The organism is Pseudomonas fluorescens (assembly GCF_001307275.1).
Lineage (GTDB): Bacteria > Pseudomonadota > Gammaproteobacteria > Pseudomonadales > Pseudomonadaceae > Aquipseudomonas > Aquipseudomonas fluorescens_AA.
In genome coordinates, this window is record NZ_CP012831.1 from 1,234,448 (window position 1) to 1,253,433 (window position 18,986).

The following is an 18,986-nucleotide window of genomic DNA, read 5'->3' on the forward strand; positions in this document are numbered from 1 at the left end:
CGCACATGCGCCACCAGATCCATGACCTGCTGGCCCCGGTACCGGGGACCGCACGCAAAATCCACAGCTTCCACTTCGGCCCGGAAAAAGCCGTCGGCAAAATCTATATCCAGTCGTCCCTGCACGCCGATGAACTGCCGGGCATGCTGGTCGCCTGGCACCTCAAGCAACGCCTGGCCGAGCTCGAGGCGTCGGGCCACCTGCGCCACGAGATCGTGCTGGTGCCGGTCGCCAACCCCATCGGCCTCGAACAAGTGCTGATGGACGTGCCCCTGGGGCGCTACGAAACCGAAAGCGGGCAGAACTTCAACCGCCGCTTCGTCGACCTGAGCGAAGAAATCGGCAATGAAATCGAAGAGCTGCTCACCGACGATCCGCAGCACAACCTGATGCTGATCCGCACCAGCCTGCGCGATGCCCTCGCCGGGCAGACCCCTGGCACGCAATTGCAATCCCTGCGCCTGGCCCTGCAACGGCTGGCCTGCGACGCTGACATGGTGCTGGACCTGCATTGCGACTTCGAAGCCGTGGCCCACCTCTACACCACGCCCGAAGCCTGGCCGCAGGTCGAGCCGCTGGCCCGCTACATCGGTGCCGAAGCCAGCCTGCTGGCGACCGATTCGGGCGGCCAGTCGTTCGACGAATGCTTCACCCTGCTCTGGTGGCAACTCAAGGAACGCTTCGGCGAACGCTTCGAGATTCCCCTGGGCAGCTTTTCCGTGACCGTGGAGTTGCGTGGCCAGGGTGACGTCAACCATGGCCTGGCGAGCCTCGACTGCCAGGCCTTGATCGAATACCTGATCCGCTTCGGCGCCATCGACGGCGAACCGATGCCCATGCCCGAACTGCCCTACCCGGCCACGCCGCTGGCCGCGGTCGAGCCGGTGGCGACGCCCGTGGGCGGGTTGCTGGTGTACAGCGCCCTGCCCGGCGAATACCTGGAGGCGGGGCAACTGATCGCGGAAGTCATCGACCCGGTCAACGACACCGTCACCCCCGTTCATTGCCGTAACGCCGGGCTGCTGTACGCCCGTTCGCTGCGCCGCATGGCCACCGCCGGCATGGTGATCGCCCATGTCGCCGGCACCGAAGCCTACCGCAGCGGCTACCTACTTTCGCCTTGAGGATGCATGCTCCATGTACAAACTGACCATCGAAGGCCTGCATAAAAGCTATGGCGAACATGAAGTGCTCAAGGGCGTTTCGCTCAAGGCCAAGACCGGCGACGTCATCAGCCTGATCGGCGCCAGCGGCTCGGGCAAAAGTACCTTTCTGCGCTGTATCAACTTCCTGGAACAACCCAATGACGGCGCCATGACCCTGGACGGCCAGCCGGTCCAGATGATCAAGGACCGCCACGGCATGCACGTGGCCGACGCCGACGAACTGCAACGCATCCGCACGCGCCTGGCCATGGTGTTCCAGCATTTCAACCTGTGGAGCCACATGACCGTGCTGGAAAACATCACCATGGCGCCGCGCCGGGTGTTGGGGGTGAGCAAGCAGGAAGCCGACGACCGTGCGCGTCGTTATCTCGACAAGGTCGGCCTGCCCGCACGGGTTGCCGAGCAGTACCCGGCATTTCTCTCCGGCGGCCAGCAACAGCGCGTGGCCATTGCCCGTGCGCTGGCGATGGAGCCGGAGGTGATGCTGTTCGACGAACCCACGTCGGCCCTGGACCCGGAGCTGGTGGGCGAAGTGCTGAAGGTGATCCAGGGCCTGGCCGAAGAGGGCCGGACCATGATCATGGTGACCCACGAAATGAGCTTCGCCCGTAAAGTCTCGAACCAGGTGCTGTTCCTGCACCAGGGCCTGGTGGAAGAAGAAGGCGCGCCGGAAGACGTACTGGGCAACCCCAAGAGCGAACGGCTCAAGCAGTTTCTCAGTGGCAACTTGAAATAAACTCCCTGGCAAGCCCCGTGGCGAGGGAGCTTGCTCCCGCTGGGGCGCGAAGCGGCCCCCTGCGGTGTGTCAGTCAGAACCAGGGGGCCGCTTCGCAGCCCAGCGGGAGCAAGCTCCCTCGCCACAAGAGCCTTCCAGCCAGACGATCCCCTTGGGCATAAAACCTTTCATATCCCGCCGTGGTCACTGAAGAAGGACTTCCAGGGCGCACGCGGCAGGCATGGCGACATCCAACAATTTCGCAAACCAGTGGTTCGGCGCCCGCGGCTGGAAGCCGTTTGCCTTTCAGAAGCAGGTATGGGCCGCGGTCAAGCGGGGGGAGTCCGGGCTGTTGCACGCCAGCACCGGTGCCGGCAAGACCTATGCCGTGTGGTTTGCCGCCCTCAACCGGTTCGCCCGCTCGGCACCGCCGCCGGACAAACCGCGCAAACGCAAGCCGCCGGCCGAACCGCTGACCGTCCTGTGGATCACGCCGATGCGCGCATTGGCGGCCGACACCGGCAAAGCCCTCGAAGCGCCCCTGGCAGACCTGCAAGTGCCCTGGAGCGTCGGTCTGCGCACGGGCGACACCAGCGCCAGCGAGCGCGCCCGCCAGGGCCGTCGCCTGCCCACCGCACTGATCACCACGCCCGAAAGCCTGACCCTGATGCTCGCCCGGGCCGATGCGCAAGCTGCCGTTTCGACCCTGCGCATGGTGGTCGTGGATGAATGGCACGAATTGCTCGGCAACAAACGTGGTGTGCAGTTACAACTGGCCCTGGCGCGCTTGCGGCACTGGCACCCCGGACTCATTGTCTGGGGCGTGTCCGCAACCCTCGGTAACCAAGCCCACGCCGAGCAGGTGTTGCTCCCGCAAGGCAACGGGATCAGTGTGCAGGGGGCCGACAGCAAGGCGCTGCAGGTCGACACGCTGCTGCCCCCGGCCCTCGAGCGTTTCCCGTGGGCTGGGCACATCGGCCTGAAGATGCTGCCCCAGGTCGTTGCTGAAATCGACGCCAGCCGCAGTTGCCTGGTCTTCACCAACACCCGGGCACAGTCGGAAATCTGGTATCAGGCGCTTCTTGAGGCGAGACCCGACTGGGCCGGGCTGATCGCCCTGCACCATAGCTCGCTGTCGCGTGACACCCGGGATTGGGTGGAGCAGGCCTTGAAGGATGGCCAGCTCAAAGCGGTGGTCTGCACCTCCAGCCTGGACCTGGGGGTGGACTTCCTGCCGGTGGAACGGGTGCTGCAGATCGGCTCGGCCAAAGGGGTGGCGCGGCTGATGCAACGGGCCGGGCGCTCTGGCCACGCACCCGGGCGGACCTCACGGGTGACGCTGGTGCCGACCCATAGCCTGGAGTTGATCGAGGCCGCCGCCGCGCAAGACGCCGTGGCCCAGCGGCGCATCGAACCTCGCGAATCGCCGCACAAGCCGCTGGATGTCCTGGTGCAGCACCTGGTGAGCATGGCCCTGGGCGGCGGCTTCGTTCCCGACGATTTGTTCGAGGAGGTGCGGGGTGCCTGGGCCTACCGCGACCTTAACCCGGCCGAATGGGCCTGGGCCCTGGCCTTTGTACGCCACGGCGGCCTGTCATTGACCGCCTACCCCGATTACCGACGGGTCGAACCGGACGAACACGGAGTCTGGCGCGTCCCCGACGCCCGCCTGGCCCGGCGTCACCGCATGAGCATCGGTACCATCGTCAGCGATGCCAGCCTGCAATTGAAGTTCTGGAGCAAGGGCGGCGGTGGCAAGACCCTGGGCAGCGTCGAGGAAGGCTTCATCGCCCGCCTGCGACCCGGCGACGGTTTCCTATTCGCCGGGCGACTGCTGGAATTGGTCCGGGTCGAAGACATGACCGCCTATGTGCGACGCAGCCAGGCCAAGAAGGCCGCTGTGCCACGCTGGAACGGCGGGCGCATGCCGCTTTCCAGCGAACTGGCGGCCGCCGTCGTGGCCCGTTTGAGCGAAGCCGCCGCGGGCCGCTTCGAAGGCCCGGAGATGCAAGCCGTGCAGCCCCTGCTGTTGACCCAGCAACGCTGGTCCGGTTTGCCCACGCAGCACACCTTGCTGGCCGAAGCCCTCAAGTCCCGGGAAGGCTGGCATCTGTTCCTGTACCCGTTTGCCGGGCGCCAGGTGCATCTGGGCCTGGCCAGCCTGCTGGCCTGGCGCGTCAGTCGGCAACAGCCGCTGACGTTTTCCATCGCGGTCAATGACTACGGCCTGGAACTGCTCAGCGCCACGGCAGTGGATTGGTCGCACTGCCTGACCCCGAGCCTGCTGAGCGTCGATCACCTGCTGGCCGACGTGCTGGCGAGCCTGAATGCCGGGGAACTGGCCCTGCGGCGCTTTCGTGAAATCGCCCGAATCGCCGGGCTGGTGTTCGCCGGCTACCCCGGTGCGCCGAAAAGCACCCGGCAAGTCCAGGCCTCCAGCGGATTGTTCTTCCAGGTGTTCAAACAATACGACGCCGACAATCTGTTGCTGGCCCAGGCCGGGGAGGAAGTCTTGCGTGACGAATTGGATATCCGTCGACTGGAGCAGACCTTGCAACGCCTCAATACCCTGAAGCTGGACCTGCACATGATCAAACGCCCCACCCCACTCGGGTTCCCGCTGCTGGTGGAGCGGTTCCGGGAAAGCATGAGCTCGGAAAAACTCGCCGACCGCATCCGGCGGATGGTCAGTGAGCTGGAAAAGACTGCCGATCGGGGTGACGCCTGATGCCAGCGCCGTATCCCGTCAGCCTGGCCGGCGAAGCACTCTGGTTGCTTGCGGAAAAAGCCTTGTATTGGCCCGCCCAGGAAACCTTGATGGTGGCCGACGTTCATTTCGGCAAGGCCGCCGCTTATCGCCGCCTCGGGCAACCGGTGCCCCACGGCACCACCGCCAGCAACATCGCGGTGCTGGATGCATTACTCGCCAGCCTGGCGTGTCGACAGTTGATCTTTCTCGGAGATTTTCTCCACGGCCCCGGTTCTCACGCGCCCGGCACCTTGAAGGCACTTTCCGATTGGCGTGAGCGACATCCGCACCTGGCCATGACGCTGATTCGTGGCAACCACGACAAACGCGCCGGCGACCCACCTCCAGCGCTGAACATTCGCGTCGTACCGGAGCCGTTGCTACTGGGCCCTTTCGCCGTGCAACACGAGCCTACCCCCCATCCCAGCCGCCATGTGCTGGCCGGCCACGTGCACCCGGTCTACCACCTGAGCGGCAAGGGCCGGCAACGCCTGCGCCTGGCTTGCTTCCGGCTGGGCAGCGAGATCAGCCTGCTGCCGGCCTTTGGCGCGTTCACGGGCGGTTATCGAGTCGAGCAAGACAGCGACTGCAGGATTTTTGTCATCGGCGATAACGAAATATGGCCCGTCAACTGAAGCGCTCTGCGCTACCGCTGGCGGGCCATCGCCTCATCAGGCAACAGGCGCAGGAGGCGGCTCGTCCGGCAGGGTGGGTTCGCCGGGTTCGGTAGGCTGTTCGTTGGGCGTATCGGGATCGGGCTGGCCGGGGATGCCGCCTGCCGCCTCGGCAGGATGGGCCAGCAATGACCAGGCCATGACGCCGATCTGATTGGGCTCAAGCCTTGCCAGTTCGGCACTGATTCGCGGATCGATCTTCATAGAGCAACTCCTGAGCGAAGGCCCGCTGCGCTGACGCAAAAAACGGGCAGTACACGCAATAGAGTGTCTGCCCGCTCAGGAATTCCAAACAGCTCGTCAGATTCAGGTACGCGGCAGCGTCACGCCGCGCTGGCCCTGGTATTTACCGCCACGATCCTTGTAGGAGACTTCGCATTCTTCATCGGATTCAAGGAACAGCATCTGCGCCACACCCTCATTGGCGTAGATTTTCGCCGGCAGGGTCGTGGTGTTGGAGAATTCCAGGGTCACGTGGCCTTCCCACTCGGGTTCCAGCGGTGTGACGTTGACGATGATCCCGCAACGGGCGTAGGTGCTCTTGCCCAGGCAGATGGTCAGCACGTTGCGCGGAATGCGGAAGTATTCGACGGTGCGGGCCAGGGCGAAGGAATTCGGCGGAATGATGCAAACGTCGCTCTTGACGTCGACGAAGCTCTTCTCGTCGAAGTTCTTCGGGTCGACGGTGGCAGAATTGATGTTGGTGAACACCTTGAATTCGTCGGCGCAGCGCACGTCGTAGCCGTAGCTGGAGACACCGAAGGAGATCAGCCGGTCGGCGCCTTCGCCACGCATCTGGCGCTCGACGAAGGGCTCGATCATGCCGTGCTCTTGCGCCATGCGGCGAATCCACTTGTCCGATTTGATGCTCATGGCGGTTTCCTGAAATAGCGAGGTGGAAAAAATACGTCCGGCATCTTACCGGGGCACGGGGCCGGGTTCAAAGCGTGGCACGCAAATCTCGCCGATCCACCTTGATTTCCGGGTCCTGCCGGCCATCGCCCGCGCCGTCAGTCACCAAATAAGAGAAACCTTCGCAAAGACCATTGGCACATTCTGGAAAAAGGGTTAAGGTGGCGCCACTGTGTTGCTTGTGTCACTGAGAATCTCTACACGATATGTTGAATTTCGATCCAACCATCTACAAGAATTTTTCCTGCTCTTTGCACTCAGTCTCGGCCAGGGTTCTTCCTGAGTCGCAGTTATCTTTGTTCAAGGAGTTACACCATGTCTAATCGCCAAACCGGTACCGTTAAGTGGTTCAACGATGAAAAAGGCTTCGGCTTCATCACTCCACAATCCGGTGACGACCTGTTCGTTCACTTCAAAGCTATCCAATCCGACGGCTTCAAAAGCCTGAAAGAAGGCCAACAGGTTTCTTTCATCGCTACCCGCGGTCAGAAAGGCATGCAAGCTGAAGAAGTTCAAGTTATCTAACTTGCACTTGCTTTAGTAAAAGGCCCCGCCCTCAAAAGCGGGGCTTTTTTGTGCCTGTCAGTTTTTCCCTGCGCACAAAAAAACTGTGGGAGCGAGCTTGCTCGCGATAACGGTGGATCAGCAACATCAACGTTGGCTGACAGACCGCTATCGCGAGCAAGCTCGCTCCCACAGGTGTGTGGGCGAGCCCGAATTACCAGGTCACGCCAAACCCGGCCGTGTACCGCGTCTTGCTCAAGTCGCTGTCTTCGGTACCCTCGATGACATCTTTCTCAGCCTTGAGATTGAGCGACGCCCAGTCAGTGACCTTGTAGCGCAGCCCCACTTCAGCGTCGTAGGCGTAATCCGCCACGTCGGACAGGGGTTTTCCCACTTCGCCGTTGGTGAAGAACTCGACGCGCTTGCCGATCAGGTAGCGGTTGTAGTCCCACTTCATGGCCACGGAATAGAAGTTGTCCTTGCCGCCGTCGCGGTACTCGTAATCGGTGCGGTTGAGCAGCGAGCCCAGGGAGAACGCACCCAGCTCGTCGTCCCAGAACTGGTAGCCCGGGCCGGTACCCACCACGCGCTGGCGGGCCAGGTCTTCGACTTTGTCACGCTTGTAGTTCAGGCGACCTTGCCAGAACCATTTATCCGTCAGGAACCGGTCGAGGGAATACTCCAGCCTCCAGTTGTCGGCGGAAACCACGTCATCCTGGAATTCACGGTTGTATTCGCCTTCGGCGGTGTGCCGCCATCTGCCATGGCGCGCCGAAGTCTTGAAGTCGATGTCGTAATCATCGGTATCGTTTTCCGCTCGCTGATAATCCAGCGCGGCATCGATATTGCCTTTCCACACCAGATCCTCGACCACCGGCTTGGGCTTGAGGATCTGCTGGATACTGGCCAGTTCCACGGTCTTGGGCGCGTCACCGTTGGCCAGGGTGACCTTGCCGTCCTCGGCCGCCTGCAACGCCTTGGCTTTTTCGCCCGTATAGGCATCCTGCTTGACCAGCAATTGCTGGTCGCTTTCGAGGGTCTTGACCTGCTTCCAGTCAATGGGAACCGCGCCGGCGTAATCAGTCTGGATCAGCAACTTGCCGCCATCGAAAACGGTGATTTTACCGGTCAGCTTGTCACCGTTCTTCAACCAGACGGTATCGGCAAGCAAGGGCATGGAGGCGCTGGTAACAGCTAGGCACAACAGGGTTCTAGACAACATAAGCGATAATGGGCTCAAGTTTTCAGTGAAAAGGCGGCATTATCCCCCAGGATGACACCTCAGCAACGACTGACCTGCATATAGATGATGAGTTCATTTCTCAACCAGCCTTGTAGGAATTAATCTACGGACGGACATCCCATCCAGGAACCCTTTACGTGACTGACACACCCGCGGATACCGAGAACGCCGCCCAAATCCGCCGCACGACCCTTTACCTGACCCTGGCCCAGGTGCCGGCGGGCAAAGTCGTCACCTATGGCCAACTCGCCGAAATGGCCGGCCTGGGGCGCGCGGCGCGCTGGGTCGGGCGAACTCTCAGCCAGTTGCCAAACGACACCAAGCTGCCCTGGCATCGGGTATTGGGTGCCGGTGGTCGGATCAGCCTGCCGGCGGGCAGTGCCTCAGGGGATGAACAGCGCGCACGCCTGCGCCTGGAAGGCATCAGTGTCCTGAACAATCGTGTTGATATTCAGCGCCATGGCTGGCGCCCGGTAGAGCACAGCGGTTAGAGTGCGCGCTTTGTTTTCGCAATTTTTGAGGCAGACTCCAGCCCATGCCCCGTAAAACCTGGCGCGCCGCCCTCGCCGCCTATGCCAGTCCCTCAACGCTCGTGCTGTTGCTGCTTGGCTTCGCCGCCGGCTTGCCATACATGCTGGTGTTTTCCACGCTTTCGGTCTGGTTGCGCGAAGCCGGCGTGGCCCGCGAAACCATCGGCTACGCGAGCCTGATCGGCCTGGCGTACGCCTTTAAATGGGTCTGGTCGCCACTGCTCGACCAATGGCGCCTGCCACTGCTGGGCAAACTGGGGCGCCGCCGCTCATGGCTGGTGCTCTCCCAGGCCTTGGTAATCCTCGGCCTGATCGGCATGGGTTTCTGTGATCCACAAAAACACCTGTCATGGTTGATCGCCATCGCCGTGATCGTGGCCTTCGCCTCCGCGACGCAGGACATCGCCGTCGACGCCTATCGCCTGGAGATCGCCGACGACACCCGCCAGGCCGCCCTCGCCGCCAGCTACATGTCCGGTTACCGCATCGCTGCGCTACTGGCCACCGCCGGCGCCCTGTTCTTCGCCGAAGGCTTTGGCTCCACCGGTTTCAGCTACAAACACTCGGCCTGGGCCGGCACTTACCTGTTGTTCGGCGTATTGATGGTTCCAGCGCTACTCACCTCACTGTTCATGCGTGAGCCGCCGGTGCCGCTGCGCACCCAATTGCAGGCCGGGCGCTACACGTTCGTTCATCAGTTGGCGTCGGTATTCGTGCTGATCGTGCTGCTGGTCTCCGTCCCGGCGATGTTCACCCAGCTGTTCAACACCGACTTCGCCAGCGTGCTGTTCGAAGGCGTCAGCCTGCTCGACCTGCTGCTCGAAGACCGCGCCTTCCTGCGGGCCATCCTCTATACCATCCTGACCGCCCTGTGCCTGTCGGCCATGGGCCGGCGCGGACTGGCGCCGGTGCTGACGCCGATCAACGACTTCATCCTGCGTTATCGCTGGCAGGCCCTGCTGCTGCTCGGGCTGATCGCAACCTATCGGATGTCCGACACGGTCATGGGCGTCATGGCCAACGTGTTCTACATCGACCAAGGGTTCACCAAGGACCAGATCGCCAGCGTCAGCAAGATTTTCGGGCTGATCATGACCCTCGTCGGCGCCGGCATGGGCGGCCTGCTGATCGTCCGTTTCGGCATCCTGCCCATCCTGTTCATCGGCGGGGTCGCCTCGGCCGCCACCAACATCCTCTTCCTGATGCTGACCGACATGGGCGCCAACCTGAAGATGTTGATTGTCACCATCTCCCTGGACAACTTCAGCTCCGGCCTGGCCACTTCGGCGTTCGTCGCCTACCTGTCGAGCCTGACCAACCTGAAATTCTCCGCCACCCAATACGCCCTGCTCAGCTCGATCATGCTGTTGCTGCCGCGCTTGATCGGTGGTTATTCAGGGGTGATGGTGGAGAAGTTCGGCTACCACAATTTCTTCCTGATCACCGCACTGCTGGGCGTGCCCACCCTGCTGCTGATCGCCTTGCATTGGTTCCAGGAGAACCGTCGCCAGGATTCGACACCCACCGAGGAACCGGCGCCCACCCGGCCCGCGGAAGAGTCGTAGGAAACTTCAGCAAACGCCGGGGAAACGGCGTTCGCACCTGGCGACCGGCCACGCGCCTGTACGCCAGGGCATCTCGCCCGTACAATGCTCCGTCACTTCTCGTCATCAGCAACCGACAACGGTCAACCATGCGCACCAGTCAATATTTGCTCGCCACACAGAAAGAAACGCCTTCCGACGCCGTCGTGATCAGCCATCAGCTGATGCTGCGTGCCGGCATGATCCGCAAGCTCGCTTCTGGCCTGTACACCTGGCTGCCGATGGGCCTGCGAGTCATGCGCAAGGTGGAAGCCATCGTTCGTGAAGAGATGGACGCCGCTGGCGCCCTGGAAGTATTGATGCCGGGCACCCAACCAGCCGAGCTGTGGCAGGAATCGGGGCGCTGGGAAGAATACGGTCCTGAACTGCTGCGCATCAAAGACCGTCACGGTCGCGACTTCTGTGCAGGCCCGACCCACGAAGAAGTGATCACCGACCTGATGCGCAACGAGCTGAGCAGCTACAAGCAGTTGCCGATCAACCTGTATCAGATCCAGACCAAGTTCCGTGACGAGATCCGTCCACGCTTCGGCCTGATGCGCGGTCGCGAATTCATCATGAAGGACGCCTACTCGTTCCATGCCGACCTGGCTTCGCTGCAGGTCACCTATGACCGCATGCACCAGGCGTATTGCAACGTGTTCACCCGCCTGGGCCTGAAATTCCGTCCGGTCGAAGCCGACAACGGCTCCATCGGCGGCGCCGGTTCCCACGAGTTCCACGTACTGGCCGAGTCCGGCGAAGACGACATCGTCTTCAGCAACGGCTCCGACTACGCCGCGAACATCGAGAAGGCCGAAGCCGTCCCTCGGGAAACGTCCCGCGCCGCGCCGACCGAAGAGCTGCGCCTGGTGGACACGCCGAACGCCAAGACCATTGCCCAGTTGGTGGAAGGCTACAACCTGCCGATCGAGCGGACCATCAAGACCCTGATCGTGCGGGCGGAAGAAGCCGGCAAGCTGATTGCCCTGATCGTCCGTGGCGACCACGAACTGAATGAAATCAAGGCTGCCAACCAGCCAGGCGTCGCCAGCCCGCTGGTCATGGCCACCGAAGCCGACCTGCGCGACGCCATTGGCGCCGGTGCCGGTTCCCTCGGCCCGTTGAACCTGCCACTGCCGATCATCATCGACCGTTCGGTAGCATTGATGAGCGACTTCGCCATCGGCGCCAACATCGACGACAAACACTACTTCGGCGTGAACTGGGAACGCGACCTGCCGGTTCCAACCGTCGCGGACCTGCGCAACGTCGTGGCCGGCGACCCGAGCCCCGATGGCAAGGGCACCCTGGAAATCAAGCGGGGCATCGAAGTCGGGCACATCTTCCAGCTGGGTAACAAGTACAGCAAGGCGATGAAGTGCGAAGTGCTGGGCGAGAACGGCAAGCCGGTCACCCTGGAAATGGGTTGCTACGGCATCGGTGTTTCCCGCGTGGTGGCAGCCGCCATCGAGCAGAACAACGACGACAAAGGCATCATCTGGAGCGACACGCTGGCGCCGTTCCAGGTGGCCCTGGTGCCGCTGCGCTATGAAACCGACCTGGTGCGTGAAGCCACCGACAAGCTCTACGCCGAACTGACGGCCGCCGGCTTCGAAGTGCTGCTGGACGACCGCGACAAGAAAACCAGCCCCGGCATCAAGTTCGCGGACATGGAACTGATCGGCATCCCCCACCGGATCGTCGTCAGTGACCGTGGCCTGGCCGAAGGCAACCTGGAATACAAGAGCCGCACCGAGGCCGAGCCGCAAGCGCTGCCGGTCGCCGACGTGCTGTCGTTCCTCCAGGCCCGTATCCGCCGCTGACACCAGATAGAGACGTCATGTTCAAGCGAAACACCTTAGGCCTCGGTGGCGCCGCCCTGTGCGGCGCCCTGCTGGTCAGCGGCTGTGCCAACCAAATGTCACAACGCAGCGAGCACGAAGAGCGGGTCGAGCGCAAATTGCTCGACCACAGCCTGCAAATCGACGTGGGCGAACCCAAGGTGCTCGACCTGCCGCAGCGTCGGGTGCGCATCAATGAGCAGAAGACCTTCGAAGTCACCGAGTTCGAGGTTACCCGCCATTACGATCGCTACACACCGTACCAACCCTGGCGGGAGATCTACGAGATTCCCCTGGGCGCGGTGGCCGTCGTGGCTGGCATCGGCGCGAACGTGGTCAATGTGTTCGCCCTCGGCAACCTGCCGGACACGGCGACCCGTGACTGGATCAGCTACGGTTTCGCCGGGCTCAACCCGTTCATGAACGTCCCCTCCCACGGCCGTGCCCAGCAGAACCTGGCGGGCATCGACGAAGTCCAGCGCGACAAGCGCACGGAACACTCGAGCCTGCCCTGGAGCGAACGCCCGGTGGAGGTCAAGGCCGCCCGGCAGACCTTCGAGCTGAGCACTGACCGTAATGGCGTGCTGCGCTTGAACCTGCTGGAAAGCCCGTTCGCCGAGCAGGACCTGAGCCAGTTCGGCAAATTGCAGATCAGCGTGACGGATGCCCAGGACGAAGTGCACACCGACTCATCCCTGAGCATCAGCAGTACCTTGCGCAGCAAACTGGTGGAAGCTCATGCGCTGATCTACGACGACCTGGAAGACGACGAGGTGAGCCAGTGGGTTCATCGGGTCAAGCGCCTGTCGGAGCTGGGACTTGAAGAAGAGGCCAGCGAACTGGAACAGAGCCTGATCGAACTGACGCGCAACGATCCGGAGTTGCAGACCGAGTTCATGAAAGCCCTGACCAAGGATGGCGGGCGGTTGGTGGCGGATCCTGGCACTAACTGAAATATCCCCTGTGGCAAGGGGATTGTGTGAGGGCAAGACCTGTGGGAGCAAGGCTTGCCCGCGATGACGGTCTCAAGGACGCTATCGCGAGCAAGCTTTGCTCCCACAGGATTCCCTTGCCACAAGGACCGCGCCAAACAGGGCACTCATCGTCAGTCTCACCGCTCGAACAACTCCAACTGCTCGAACCCTCCCCGCAAATCTTCCAGCCGCACCCCGATTCCCAATAACCGCACCGGCTTCCCGCCCCGGTTGAACGCCTGGGTCAGCAGCAACTGATAACTGCCCAGGTCCCGCCCTGCCCCGGCCTGTTCCAGTGTGGTCTGGGTGAAGTCGTGGAACTTCACTTTGACGAACGGCTTGCCCGGTCGATAACTGCTGTCGATCCGCGCCATGCGCCCTTTGAGGGTTTCCATCAGTTCCGGCAGTTTGTCGAGACAACTCACCAGGTCGGGCAAGTCGACATCGTAGGTATTTTCGACGCTGATGGACTGCCGTCGGCTGTCGTTGTGCACCAGACGCTCATCGATCCCACGGGCCAGGCTCCAGAGCCGCTCACCGAAACTGCCGAATTCGCGCACCAGCGCCAGCTTGTCCCACTCACGCAACTGCAGGCAATCGACGATACCGAGCCGGTTCAGCTTCTCGGCGGTGACCTTGCCTACACCGTGGAGCTTGCTGACCGGCAGGGCCGAGACAAAGTCCTCAACCTGATCCGGGGTGATGACGAACAATCCGTTGGGCTTTTTCCAGTCACTGGCGATCTTGGCCAGGAATTTGTTCGGCGCGACGCCGGCGGACACGGTGATGTGCAACTGGTTGGAAACGCGTCGGCGAATATCCTGGGCGATGCGGGTGGCGCTGCCGCCAAAATGGGCACTGGCAGAGACGTCGAGGTAGGCCTCGTCCAGGGACAGCGGCTCGATCAGGTCGGTGTAATCACTGAAAATCGTATGAATTTCCTTCGACGCTTCCCGATAAGCCTCCATTCGTGGCTTGACGATGGTGAGGTCCGGACAGAGCTTCAAGGCGTGGCCGGAAGACATGGCCGAGCGCACGCCGTAGGCCCGCGCTTCGTAGTTGCAGGTGGCAATCACCCCCCGCCGATCCGCCGAGCCCCCCACCGCCATGGGCTTGCCGGCCAGCCGCGGATCATCGCGCATCTCGATAGCGGCATAGAAACAGTCACAGTCGACATGGATGATTTTACGTTGCGTCATAGAAGAACAGGGCGTGGGACGAATCGGGCCCCCAGTATCGCACCAGCACCTGTATATAGCACCAGTAGTTTGAAAGATCCTTCGTCGAGCTCAGAAAACCCCTACACAAATTTACTTCTTCAATCGCAACGCTCCCTCCAATAGAGCTTCAGCCCTTGCCAGGCCTGCGTCACAGCGCTGTCACAATGCCCACACGCAAGGCTAAGCGCTTGAAGCGGAACAGGTTTTTGTGACACCAGGGTTGACAGCGGCTCGATCCTCTGTAGAATGCCGCCACACAGACGCGGGATGGAGCAGTCTGGTAGCTCGTCGGGCTCATAACCCGAAGGTCGTCGGTTCAAATCCGGCTCCCGCAACCAAACATCAAAAAAGGCTACTCGAAAGAGTGGCCTTTTTTGTGCGTGCTCGTTTTTTGACCACACGATCAGAGACTCGCCGCCTGCGACACCCTACGCACTGCAAGTTGTAGGACAATTTCCCTTTGATTCCGCGCATTTAGGAGGGCAAGGGACGGATTGGCCGTTTATTTGACCCTGGCGTCTTTTATCGGTTGACACTCGGGCGTTCGCCTGTAGAATGCCGCCACACAGACGCGGGATGGAGCAGTCTGGTAGCTCGTCGGGCTCATAACCCGAAGGTCGTCGGTTCAAATCCGGCTCCCGCAACCAAATATCAAGAAAGGCTGCTCGAAAGAGTGGCCTTTTTTGTGTCTGGCGAAAAAAGCTCTACATACAAAGATTTTGTAATTATTTTCCTTCGCGGGGATTGGTAACTTGGCTGGATACCCCCATCCTGTCGCGCATAGCTCAAGAGGTGATTGATGCGCGCCCACTCGTCTGACCCGCAAGACTCCGTTACTGCGACACAACCGATCAAAGCCGAGCGACTGCGCTGGCTGGATCGGATCAGCCAGTACCGCCAGCCCATTGGCCTCGCGGTCACGCTGCTGCTGTTTGCGATTGCATTGATTGCCTGCCGCCATCTGCTGAGCGAGCTCGATCTATACGCTCTGCACGACTCGATTCTTGAAGTGCCCCGGCCCGCCCTGCTTGGTGCGATCGCCGCCACAGTCGCCGGCTTCATCATTCTTTTGGGCTATGAATGGTCCGCCAGCCGTTACGCAGGTGTGACGCTGCCGCCACAAACCATGGTCCTGGGCGGGTTCACCGCGTTCGCCATCGGTAATGCCATTGGCCTGTCGCTGCTGTCGGGCGGTTCGGTTCGCTACCGCCTGTATGCGCGCCATGGCCTGGGGGCATCGGATGTCGCCCACATGACGCTGTTCGCCAGCCTGTCCCTGGGCTGCGCGTTGCCGCCGTTGGCGGCCCTGGCGACACTCAGCAACCTGCCCGCCGCGTCTGCCGCGCTGCACTTGCCTGCCGCTTTGCTGGGGGCCATTTCCGTGGCGGTGCTGCTGCTCACCAGCGTACTGGCCATCGGCATTTACCGCCGACGCCTGCCGGAACAGCCGCATCGGGACAGCCTTCTGGTAAAGGCCGGCCGTCGCACGCTGCGCCTGCCGGGCCGACGCCTGACCTTCCTGCAGCTGGTGATCACCGCGCTGGATGTCGCCGCGGCCGCCACCGTGTTGTATCTGTTGCTGCCCGAGGCGCCGCCGTTCGGCGCTTTCCTGCTGGTGTACCTGCTGGCTCTGGCTGCCGGCGTACTCAGCCATGTACCGGGCGGGGTCGGGGTATTCGAGGCGATTCTGCTGGCCGCATTTGCCGACAAACTCGGCGCCGCACCGCTGGCCGCCGCGCTGTTGCTGTATCGCTTGATCTACGTGTTGCTGCCGATGCTGGTGGCCTGCGTGTTGCTGTTGATCAACGAGGCGCAACGGCTGTTCCAGACGCGCCAGAGCCTGCGGGCGGCATCGGGTTTCGCCGCGCCGATCCTGGCGGTGCTGGTGTTTCTCTCCGGCGTGGTGCTGCTGTTTTCCGGCGTGACACCGGAAATCGACACCCGCTTGGAGCACATTGGCTTCCTGATCCCCCATCGGCTGGTGGACGCTTCGCACTTCGGCGCCAGCCTGGTGGGCGTGTTGTGCCTGTTGCTCGCCCAGGGCCTGCGCCGTCGCCTGTCGGCCGCCTGGATGCTGACCACGGTTCTGCTCCTGGTGGGTGCCCTGCTCTCGCTGCTCAAGGGCTTCGACTGGGAAGAGGCCACGCTGCTGACCCTGACGGCCGCCCTGCTGGCGGTATTCCGGCGCTCCTTTTATCGTCCGAGCCGCCTGACTGAACTGCCGTTTTCCCCGCTGTTCCTGATCGCCAGCCTCTGCGTGCTCGGCGCGTCGATCTGGCTGCTGCTGTTTGCCTATCAGGACGTGCCCTACAGCCACCAACTGTGGTGGCAGTTCACCCTCGATGCCGACGCCCCTCGCGGCCTGCGCTCGCTACTGGGTGCCGCGGTGCTGCTGGTGGTGGTGTCCCTGACCTGGCTGCTGCGCACCGCGCGCCCGGTGATCCATCTGCCGACAGCAGAGGAACTGGAGCGGGCCAAGACGATTCTCATGACCTCCTCGCAACCCGACGGCGGCCTGGCCCTGACCGGTGACAAGGCGCTGCTGTTCCACCCCAACGACGAGGCGTTCCTGATGTATGCCCGCCGTGGTCGCAGCCTGGTGGCGCTGTATGACCCGATCGGGCCGACCCAGCAACGGGCCGAAATGATCTGGCAGTTCCGCGACCTGTGCGACATCTACCATGCCCGTCCCGTGTTCTATCAGGTGCGCGCCGAAAACCTGCCGTACTACATGGACATCGGCCTGACGGCCATCAAGCTGGGCGAGGAAGCACGGGTCGACCTCAAGCGTTTCGATCTCGAAGCCAAGGGCAAAGAGATGAAGGACTTGCGCTACACCTGGAACCGCGGCACCCGTGACGGCCTGTCGCTGGAGATCCACGAACCGGGCCAGGCGCCGATGGATGAGCTCAAGGTCATTTCCGATGCCTGGCTGACTGGCAAGAACGTGCGGGAAAAAGGTTTCTCCCTGGGGCGTTTCAGCGATGACTACCTCAAGCATTTCCGCATCGCGGTGATTCGTTTCGAGGGCCGGCCGGTGGCGTTCGCCAACCTGTTGGAAACCCACAGCCACGAACTGGCCAGCCTCGACCTGATGCGCGCCCACCCCGAGGCGCCGAAACTGACCATGGAGTTCATGATGGTCGGCCTCATCCAGCATTATAAAAACCATGACTACGCCCGCTTCAGCCTCGGTATGGTCCCGCTGTCGGGCCTGCAACCGCGGCGCGGCGCACCACTGACCCAGCGCCTGGGCTCAATGGTGTTCCGCCGTGGCGAGCAGCTCTATAACTTCCAGGGGCTGCGCCGCTTCAAAGACAAATTCCAGCCAAACTGGGAACCTCGTTACATGGCCGTGCCCGCCGGACTCGATCCGCTGGTGGCGCTGGCCGATACTGCCGCCCTGATTGCGGGCGGCCTGACTGGACTGGTGAAACGCTGATGATGCAACGCTCCTGGCGATACGTAGTGGCCGCCCTGCTGGTGCTGGCGGTGATTCTCGGTGGCGGTTACTGGTACTGGAACCGCCCGGCCCCGCAACCGACCCTGGAACAACTGGCGCCCGCCGATGGCGCAGCGCTGACCCGGGTCACCCCCGGTACCAAGGCACGCGCCCGGGTGCTGGTGGCAGTCAATGAAGACCAGAAGCTCAACGACACGCAATTGACGACCCTCAGCCGCAGTGGCTCGGCGCAGATCGTCCAGGTGATCCTGCCCAAGGACTGCATGTTGCAAGGCCGTGCCCTGCAGGCCGGCCTGAGAGAGCTCCAGGGCCCGGCCACGCTGGTCAGCGGCATCGGCCCTGGCGCCGTGCTGGCCTGGCGTTGGCTGGCTGAACAGAAGGACGACAAGGCCAAGGCCGTTTCAGTGGACCTGGCCCTGGAAAAACCCGGCTGCACCCACCTGCTGCCTAAAAAGGCAGCCCACGGCCATTGGCTGGTGGCTTGGAACGATAACCCTGACGACACCAGCGCCGGTTTCGTACGCGACCAATCGAATGCCGAGACCAGCATCAGCGACTACGACATCAACCTGCCGCAAGTGCTGAACAACGAACTGCGCAAGATCCTGGTGGGCACCGACAAGGCCAAGGGCGGCCTGAGCATCCCGGTCGTGGAAGTCCCGGCCAGCCAGACACGGGACACCGTCACCCTGTTTCTCTCCGGAGATGGCGGCTGGCGCGACCTGGACCGCGACGTGGCCGATGAAATGGCCAAGATCGGCTACCCGGTGGTCGGCATCGACACCCTGCGCTACTACTGGCAACACAAGAGCCCGGAGCAGAGCGCGGCGGACCTGACCGAGCTGATGCAGCACTACCGGCAGATCTGGGGCACCAAGCGCTTCATCCTGACCGGCTACTCCTTCGGCGCCGACGTGTTGCCGGCCATCTACAATCGCCTGCCGGCCACCGAGCAACAACGAGTCGATGCGATCATCCTGCTGGCCTTCGCCCGCACTGGCAGCTTCGAGATCGAAGTCGAAGGCTGGCTCGGCAACGCCGGCACCGAAGCCGCCACTGGCCCGGAAATGGCCAAGCTGCCAGCCGAGAAAGTGGTGTGCATCTACGGCGGTGAAGAAGCCGACGAAAGCGGCTGCACCGACAAGACCGCCGTTGGCGAAGCCATCAAGCTGCCTGGCGGCCATCACTTCGACGAAAACTACCCGGCCCTGGCCAAGCGCCTGATCGATGAGATCAACGAGCGGCAGAACAAGGTTGCCGAACAGTAAGTCGGTACACGCCTGACAAAAAGCCCCGGCAGCCTCAAGGTTGCCGGGGCTTTTTTGTGCTCGACCGCCCCCCACTGTGGGAGCTAATACTGTTCATTCAAGAGAAATGATGGACCTGTGGCGAGGGAGCTTGCTCCCGCT

Annotated in this window: 15 protein-coding genes and 2 tRNA genes; 13 read left to right on the top strand and 4 right to left on the bottom strand. The window is 62.4% G+C overall.

Going from position 1 to position 18,986, the window contains the following annotated elements; genetic code table 11:
• Positions 1-5 precede the first annotated feature (5 nt).
• The 4 genes from AO356_RS05520 (at position 6) to pdeM (ending at position 5,265) form a co-directional block, all read left to right on the top strand.
• Positions 6-1,124 (top strand): succinylglutamate desuccinylase/aspartoacylase family protein, encoded by a 1,119-nt coding sequence (locus AO356_RS05520; RefSeq protein ID WP_060738927.1) that lies wholly within the window; start codon positions 6-8, stop codon positions 1,122-1,124.
• A 13-nt stretch (positions 1,125-1,137) separates the two neighbouring features.
• Positions 1,138-1,902 carry an ABC transporter ATP-binding protein gene (locus AO356_RS05525; protein ID WP_060738928.1) on the top strand — a complete coding sequence of 255 codons (765 nt, stop codon included), beginning with the start codon at positions 1,138-1,140 and terminating at the stop codon, positions 1,900-1,902.
• Positions 1,903-2,122: 220 nt separating this feature from the next.
• Positions 2,123-4,609: a ligase-associated DNA damage response DEXH box helicase gene (locus AO356_RS05530; protein WP_060738929.1), complete on the top strand. Its 2,487-nt coding sequence runs from the start codon at positions 2,123-2,125 to the stop codon at positions 4,607-4,609.
• Entirely contained in the window at positions 4,609-5,265 is a 657-nt protein-coding gene (pdeM, locus tag AO356_RS05535) for a ligase-associated DNA damage response endonuclease PdeM (protein WP_060738930.1), read from the top strand. Before AO356_RS05530 ends, pdeM begins: the two co-directional genes overlap by 1 nt.
• A 36-nt stretch (positions 5,266-5,301) precedes the next feature.
• Here the strand turns inward: pdeM and AO356_RS05540 are convergent, their stop codons facing one another.
• Together AO356_RS05540 and dcd are read right to left on the bottom strand one after the other, a co-directional pair.
• A complete protein-coding gene (locus AO356_RS05540) occupies positions 5,302-5,508 on the bottom strand; it encodes a hypothetical protein (RefSeq protein ID WP_041022879.1) in 207 nt (68 codons plus the stop codon).
• A gap of 102 nt (positions 5,509-5,610) precedes the next feature.
• On the bottom strand, positions 5,611-6,177 hold the full coding sequence (gene dcd, locus AO356_RS05545) for a dCTP deaminase (RefSeq protein ID WP_003184751.1): 567 nt from the start codon (positions 6,175-6,177) through the stop codon (positions 5,611-5,613).
• A gap of 354 nt (positions 6,178-6,531) precedes the next feature.
• Between dcd and AO356_RS05550 the strand changes: the two genes are divergently transcribed.
• On the top strand, positions 6,532-6,741 hold the full coding sequence (locus AO356_RS05550) for a cold-shock protein (RefSeq protein ID WP_002554837.1): 210 nt from the start codon (positions 6,532-6,534) through the stop codon (positions 6,739-6,741).
• A gap of 193 nt (positions 6,742-6,934) precedes the next feature.
• Here AO356_RS05550 and AO356_RS05555 read toward each other — a convergent pair whose 3' ends face one another.
• Positions 6,935-7,942 carry a DUF481 domain-containing protein gene (locus AO356_RS05555; protein ID WP_060738931.1) on the bottom strand — a complete coding sequence of 336 codons (1,008 nt, stop codon included), beginning with the start codon at positions 7,940-7,942 and terminating at the stop codon, positions 6,935-6,937.
• A gap of 158 nt (positions 7,943-8,100) precedes the next feature.
• On the opposite strand from AO356_RS05555, the gene AO356_RS05560 reads away from it, so the two are divergent.
• The 4 genes from AO356_RS05560 (at position 8,101) to AO356_RS05575 (ending at position 12,873) form a co-directional block, all read left to right on the top strand.
• A complete protein-coding gene (locus AO356_RS05560) occupies positions 8,101-8,454 on the top strand; it encodes an MGMT family protein (protein WP_060738932.1) in 354 nt (117 codons plus the stop codon).
• Between the two features lie 44 nt (positions 8,455-8,498).
• Positions 8,499-10,058 carry an AmpG family muropeptide MFS transporter gene (locus tag AO356_RS05565; RefSeq protein WP_060738933.1) on the top strand — a complete coding sequence of 520 codons (1,560 nt, stop codon included), beginning with the start codon at positions 8,499-8,501 and terminating at the stop codon, positions 10,056-10,058.
• 128 nt (positions 10,059-10,186) lie between these two features.
• Positions 10,187-11,902, top strand: coding sequence for a proline--tRNA ligase (locus AO356_RS05570; RefSeq protein ID WP_060738934.1), 1,716 nt, complete (start codon positions 10,187-10,189; stop codon positions 11,900-11,902).
• A 17-nt stretch (positions 11,903-11,919) separates the two neighbouring features.
• On the top strand, positions 11,920-12,873 hold the full coding sequence (locus AO356_RS05575) for a hypothetical protein (RefSeq protein WP_060738935.1): 954 nt from the start codon (positions 11,920-11,922) through the stop codon (positions 12,871-12,873).
• A 158-nt stretch (positions 12,874-13,031) separates the two neighbouring features.
• On the opposite strand, the gene dinB is transcribed toward AO356_RS05575, so the two are convergent.
• Positions 13,032-14,093, bottom strand: a complete 1,062-nt coding sequence (dinB, locus tag AO356_RS05580; protein ID WP_060738936.1) for a DNA polymerase IV — start codon at positions 14,091-14,093, stop codon at positions 13,032-13,034.
• Between the two features lie 282 nt (positions 14,094-14,375).
• Between dinB and AO356_RS05585 the strand changes: the two genes are divergently transcribed.
• The 4 genes from AO356_RS05585 to AO356_RS05600 all read left to right on the top strand — a co-directional run bounded on the left by AO356_RS05585 (position 14,376) and on the right by AO356_RS05600 (position 18,845).
• Positions 14,376-14,452 (top strand) — tRNA-Met (locus tag AO356_RS05585).
• 232 nt (positions 14,453-14,684) lie between these two features.
• Positions 14,685-14,761 (top strand) — tRNA-Met (locus tag AO356_RS05590).
• Positions 14,762-14,913: 152 nt separating this feature from the next.
• Complete coding sequence (gene mprF, locus AO356_RS05595; RefSeq protein WP_060738937.1) at positions 14,914-17,556, top strand: bifunctional lysylphosphatidylglycerol flippase/synthetase MprF; 2,643 nt, start codon at positions 14,914-14,916, stop codon at positions 17,554-17,556.
• Complete coding sequence (locus AO356_RS05600; protein WP_060738938.1) at positions 17,556-18,845, top strand: virulence factor family protein; 1,290 nt, start codon at positions 17,556-17,558, stop codon at positions 18,843-18,845. The genes mprF and AO356_RS05600 overlap by 1 nt, the downstream gene beginning before the upstream one ends.
• Positions 18,846-18,986: the final 141 nt, after the last annotated feature.

What these genes read in the sequence shown, in the direction of transcription:
- AO356_RS05525 (WP_060738928.1), top strand. Translation starts at nt 1,138, where the DNA reads ATGTACAAACTGACCATCGAAGGCCTGCATAAAAGCTATGGCGAACAT.
- AO356_RS05555 (WP_060738931.1), bottom strand. Translation starts at nt 7,942, where the DNA reads ATGTTGTCTAGAACCCTGTTGTGCCTAGCTGTTACCAGCGCCTCCATG.
- AO356_RS05570 (WP_060738934.1), top strand. Translation starts at nt 10,187, where the DNA reads ATGCGCACCAGTCAATATTTGCTCGCCACACAGAAAGAAACGCCTTCC.
- dcd (WP_003184751.1), bottom strand. Translation starts at nt 6,177, where the DNA reads ATGAGCATCAAATCGGACAAGTGGATTCGCCGCATGGCGCAAGAGCAC.
- AO356_RS05600 (WP_060738938.1), top strand. Translation starts at nt 17,556, where the DNA reads ATGATGCAACGCTCCTGGCGATACGTAGTGGCCGCCCTGCTGGTGCTG.
- AO356_RS05565 (WP_060738933.1), top strand. Translation starts at nt 8,499, where the DNA reads ATGCCCCGTAAAACCTGGCGCGCCGCCCTCGCCGCCTATGCCAGTCCC.
- dinB (WP_060738936.1), bottom strand. Translation starts at nt 14,093, where the DNA reads ATGACGCAACGTAAAATCATCCATGTCGACTGTGACTGTTTCTATGCC.
- AO356_RS05520 (WP_060738927.1), top strand. Translation starts at nt 6, where the DNA reads ATGCGCCACCAGATCCATGACCTGCTGGCCCCGGTACCGGGGACCGCA.
- AO356_RS05550 (WP_002554837.1), top strand. Translation starts at nt 6,532, where the DNA reads ATGTCTAATCGCCAAACCGGTACCGTTAAGTGGTTCAACGATGAAAAA.
- pdeM (WP_060738930.1), top strand. Translation starts at nt 4,609, where the DNA reads ATGCCAGCGCCGTATCCCGTCAGCCTGGCCGGCGAAGCACTCTGGTTG.
- AO356_RS05575 (WP_060738935.1), top strand. Translation starts at nt 11,920, where the DNA reads ATGTTCAAGCGAAACACCTTAGGCCTCGGTGGCGCCGCCCTGTGCGGC.
- mprF (WP_060738937.1), top strand. Translation starts at nt 14,914, where the DNA reads ATGCGCGCCCACTCGTCTGACCCGCAAGACTCCGTTACTGCGACACAA.
- AO356_RS05530 (WP_060738929.1), top strand. Translation starts at nt 2,123, where the DNA reads ATGGCGACATCCAACAATTTCGCAAACCAGTGGTTCGGCGCCCGCGGC.
- AO356_RS05540 (WP_041022879.1), bottom strand. Translation starts at nt 5,508, where the DNA reads ATGAAGATCGATCCGCGAATCAGTGCCGAACTGGCAAGGCTTGAGCCC.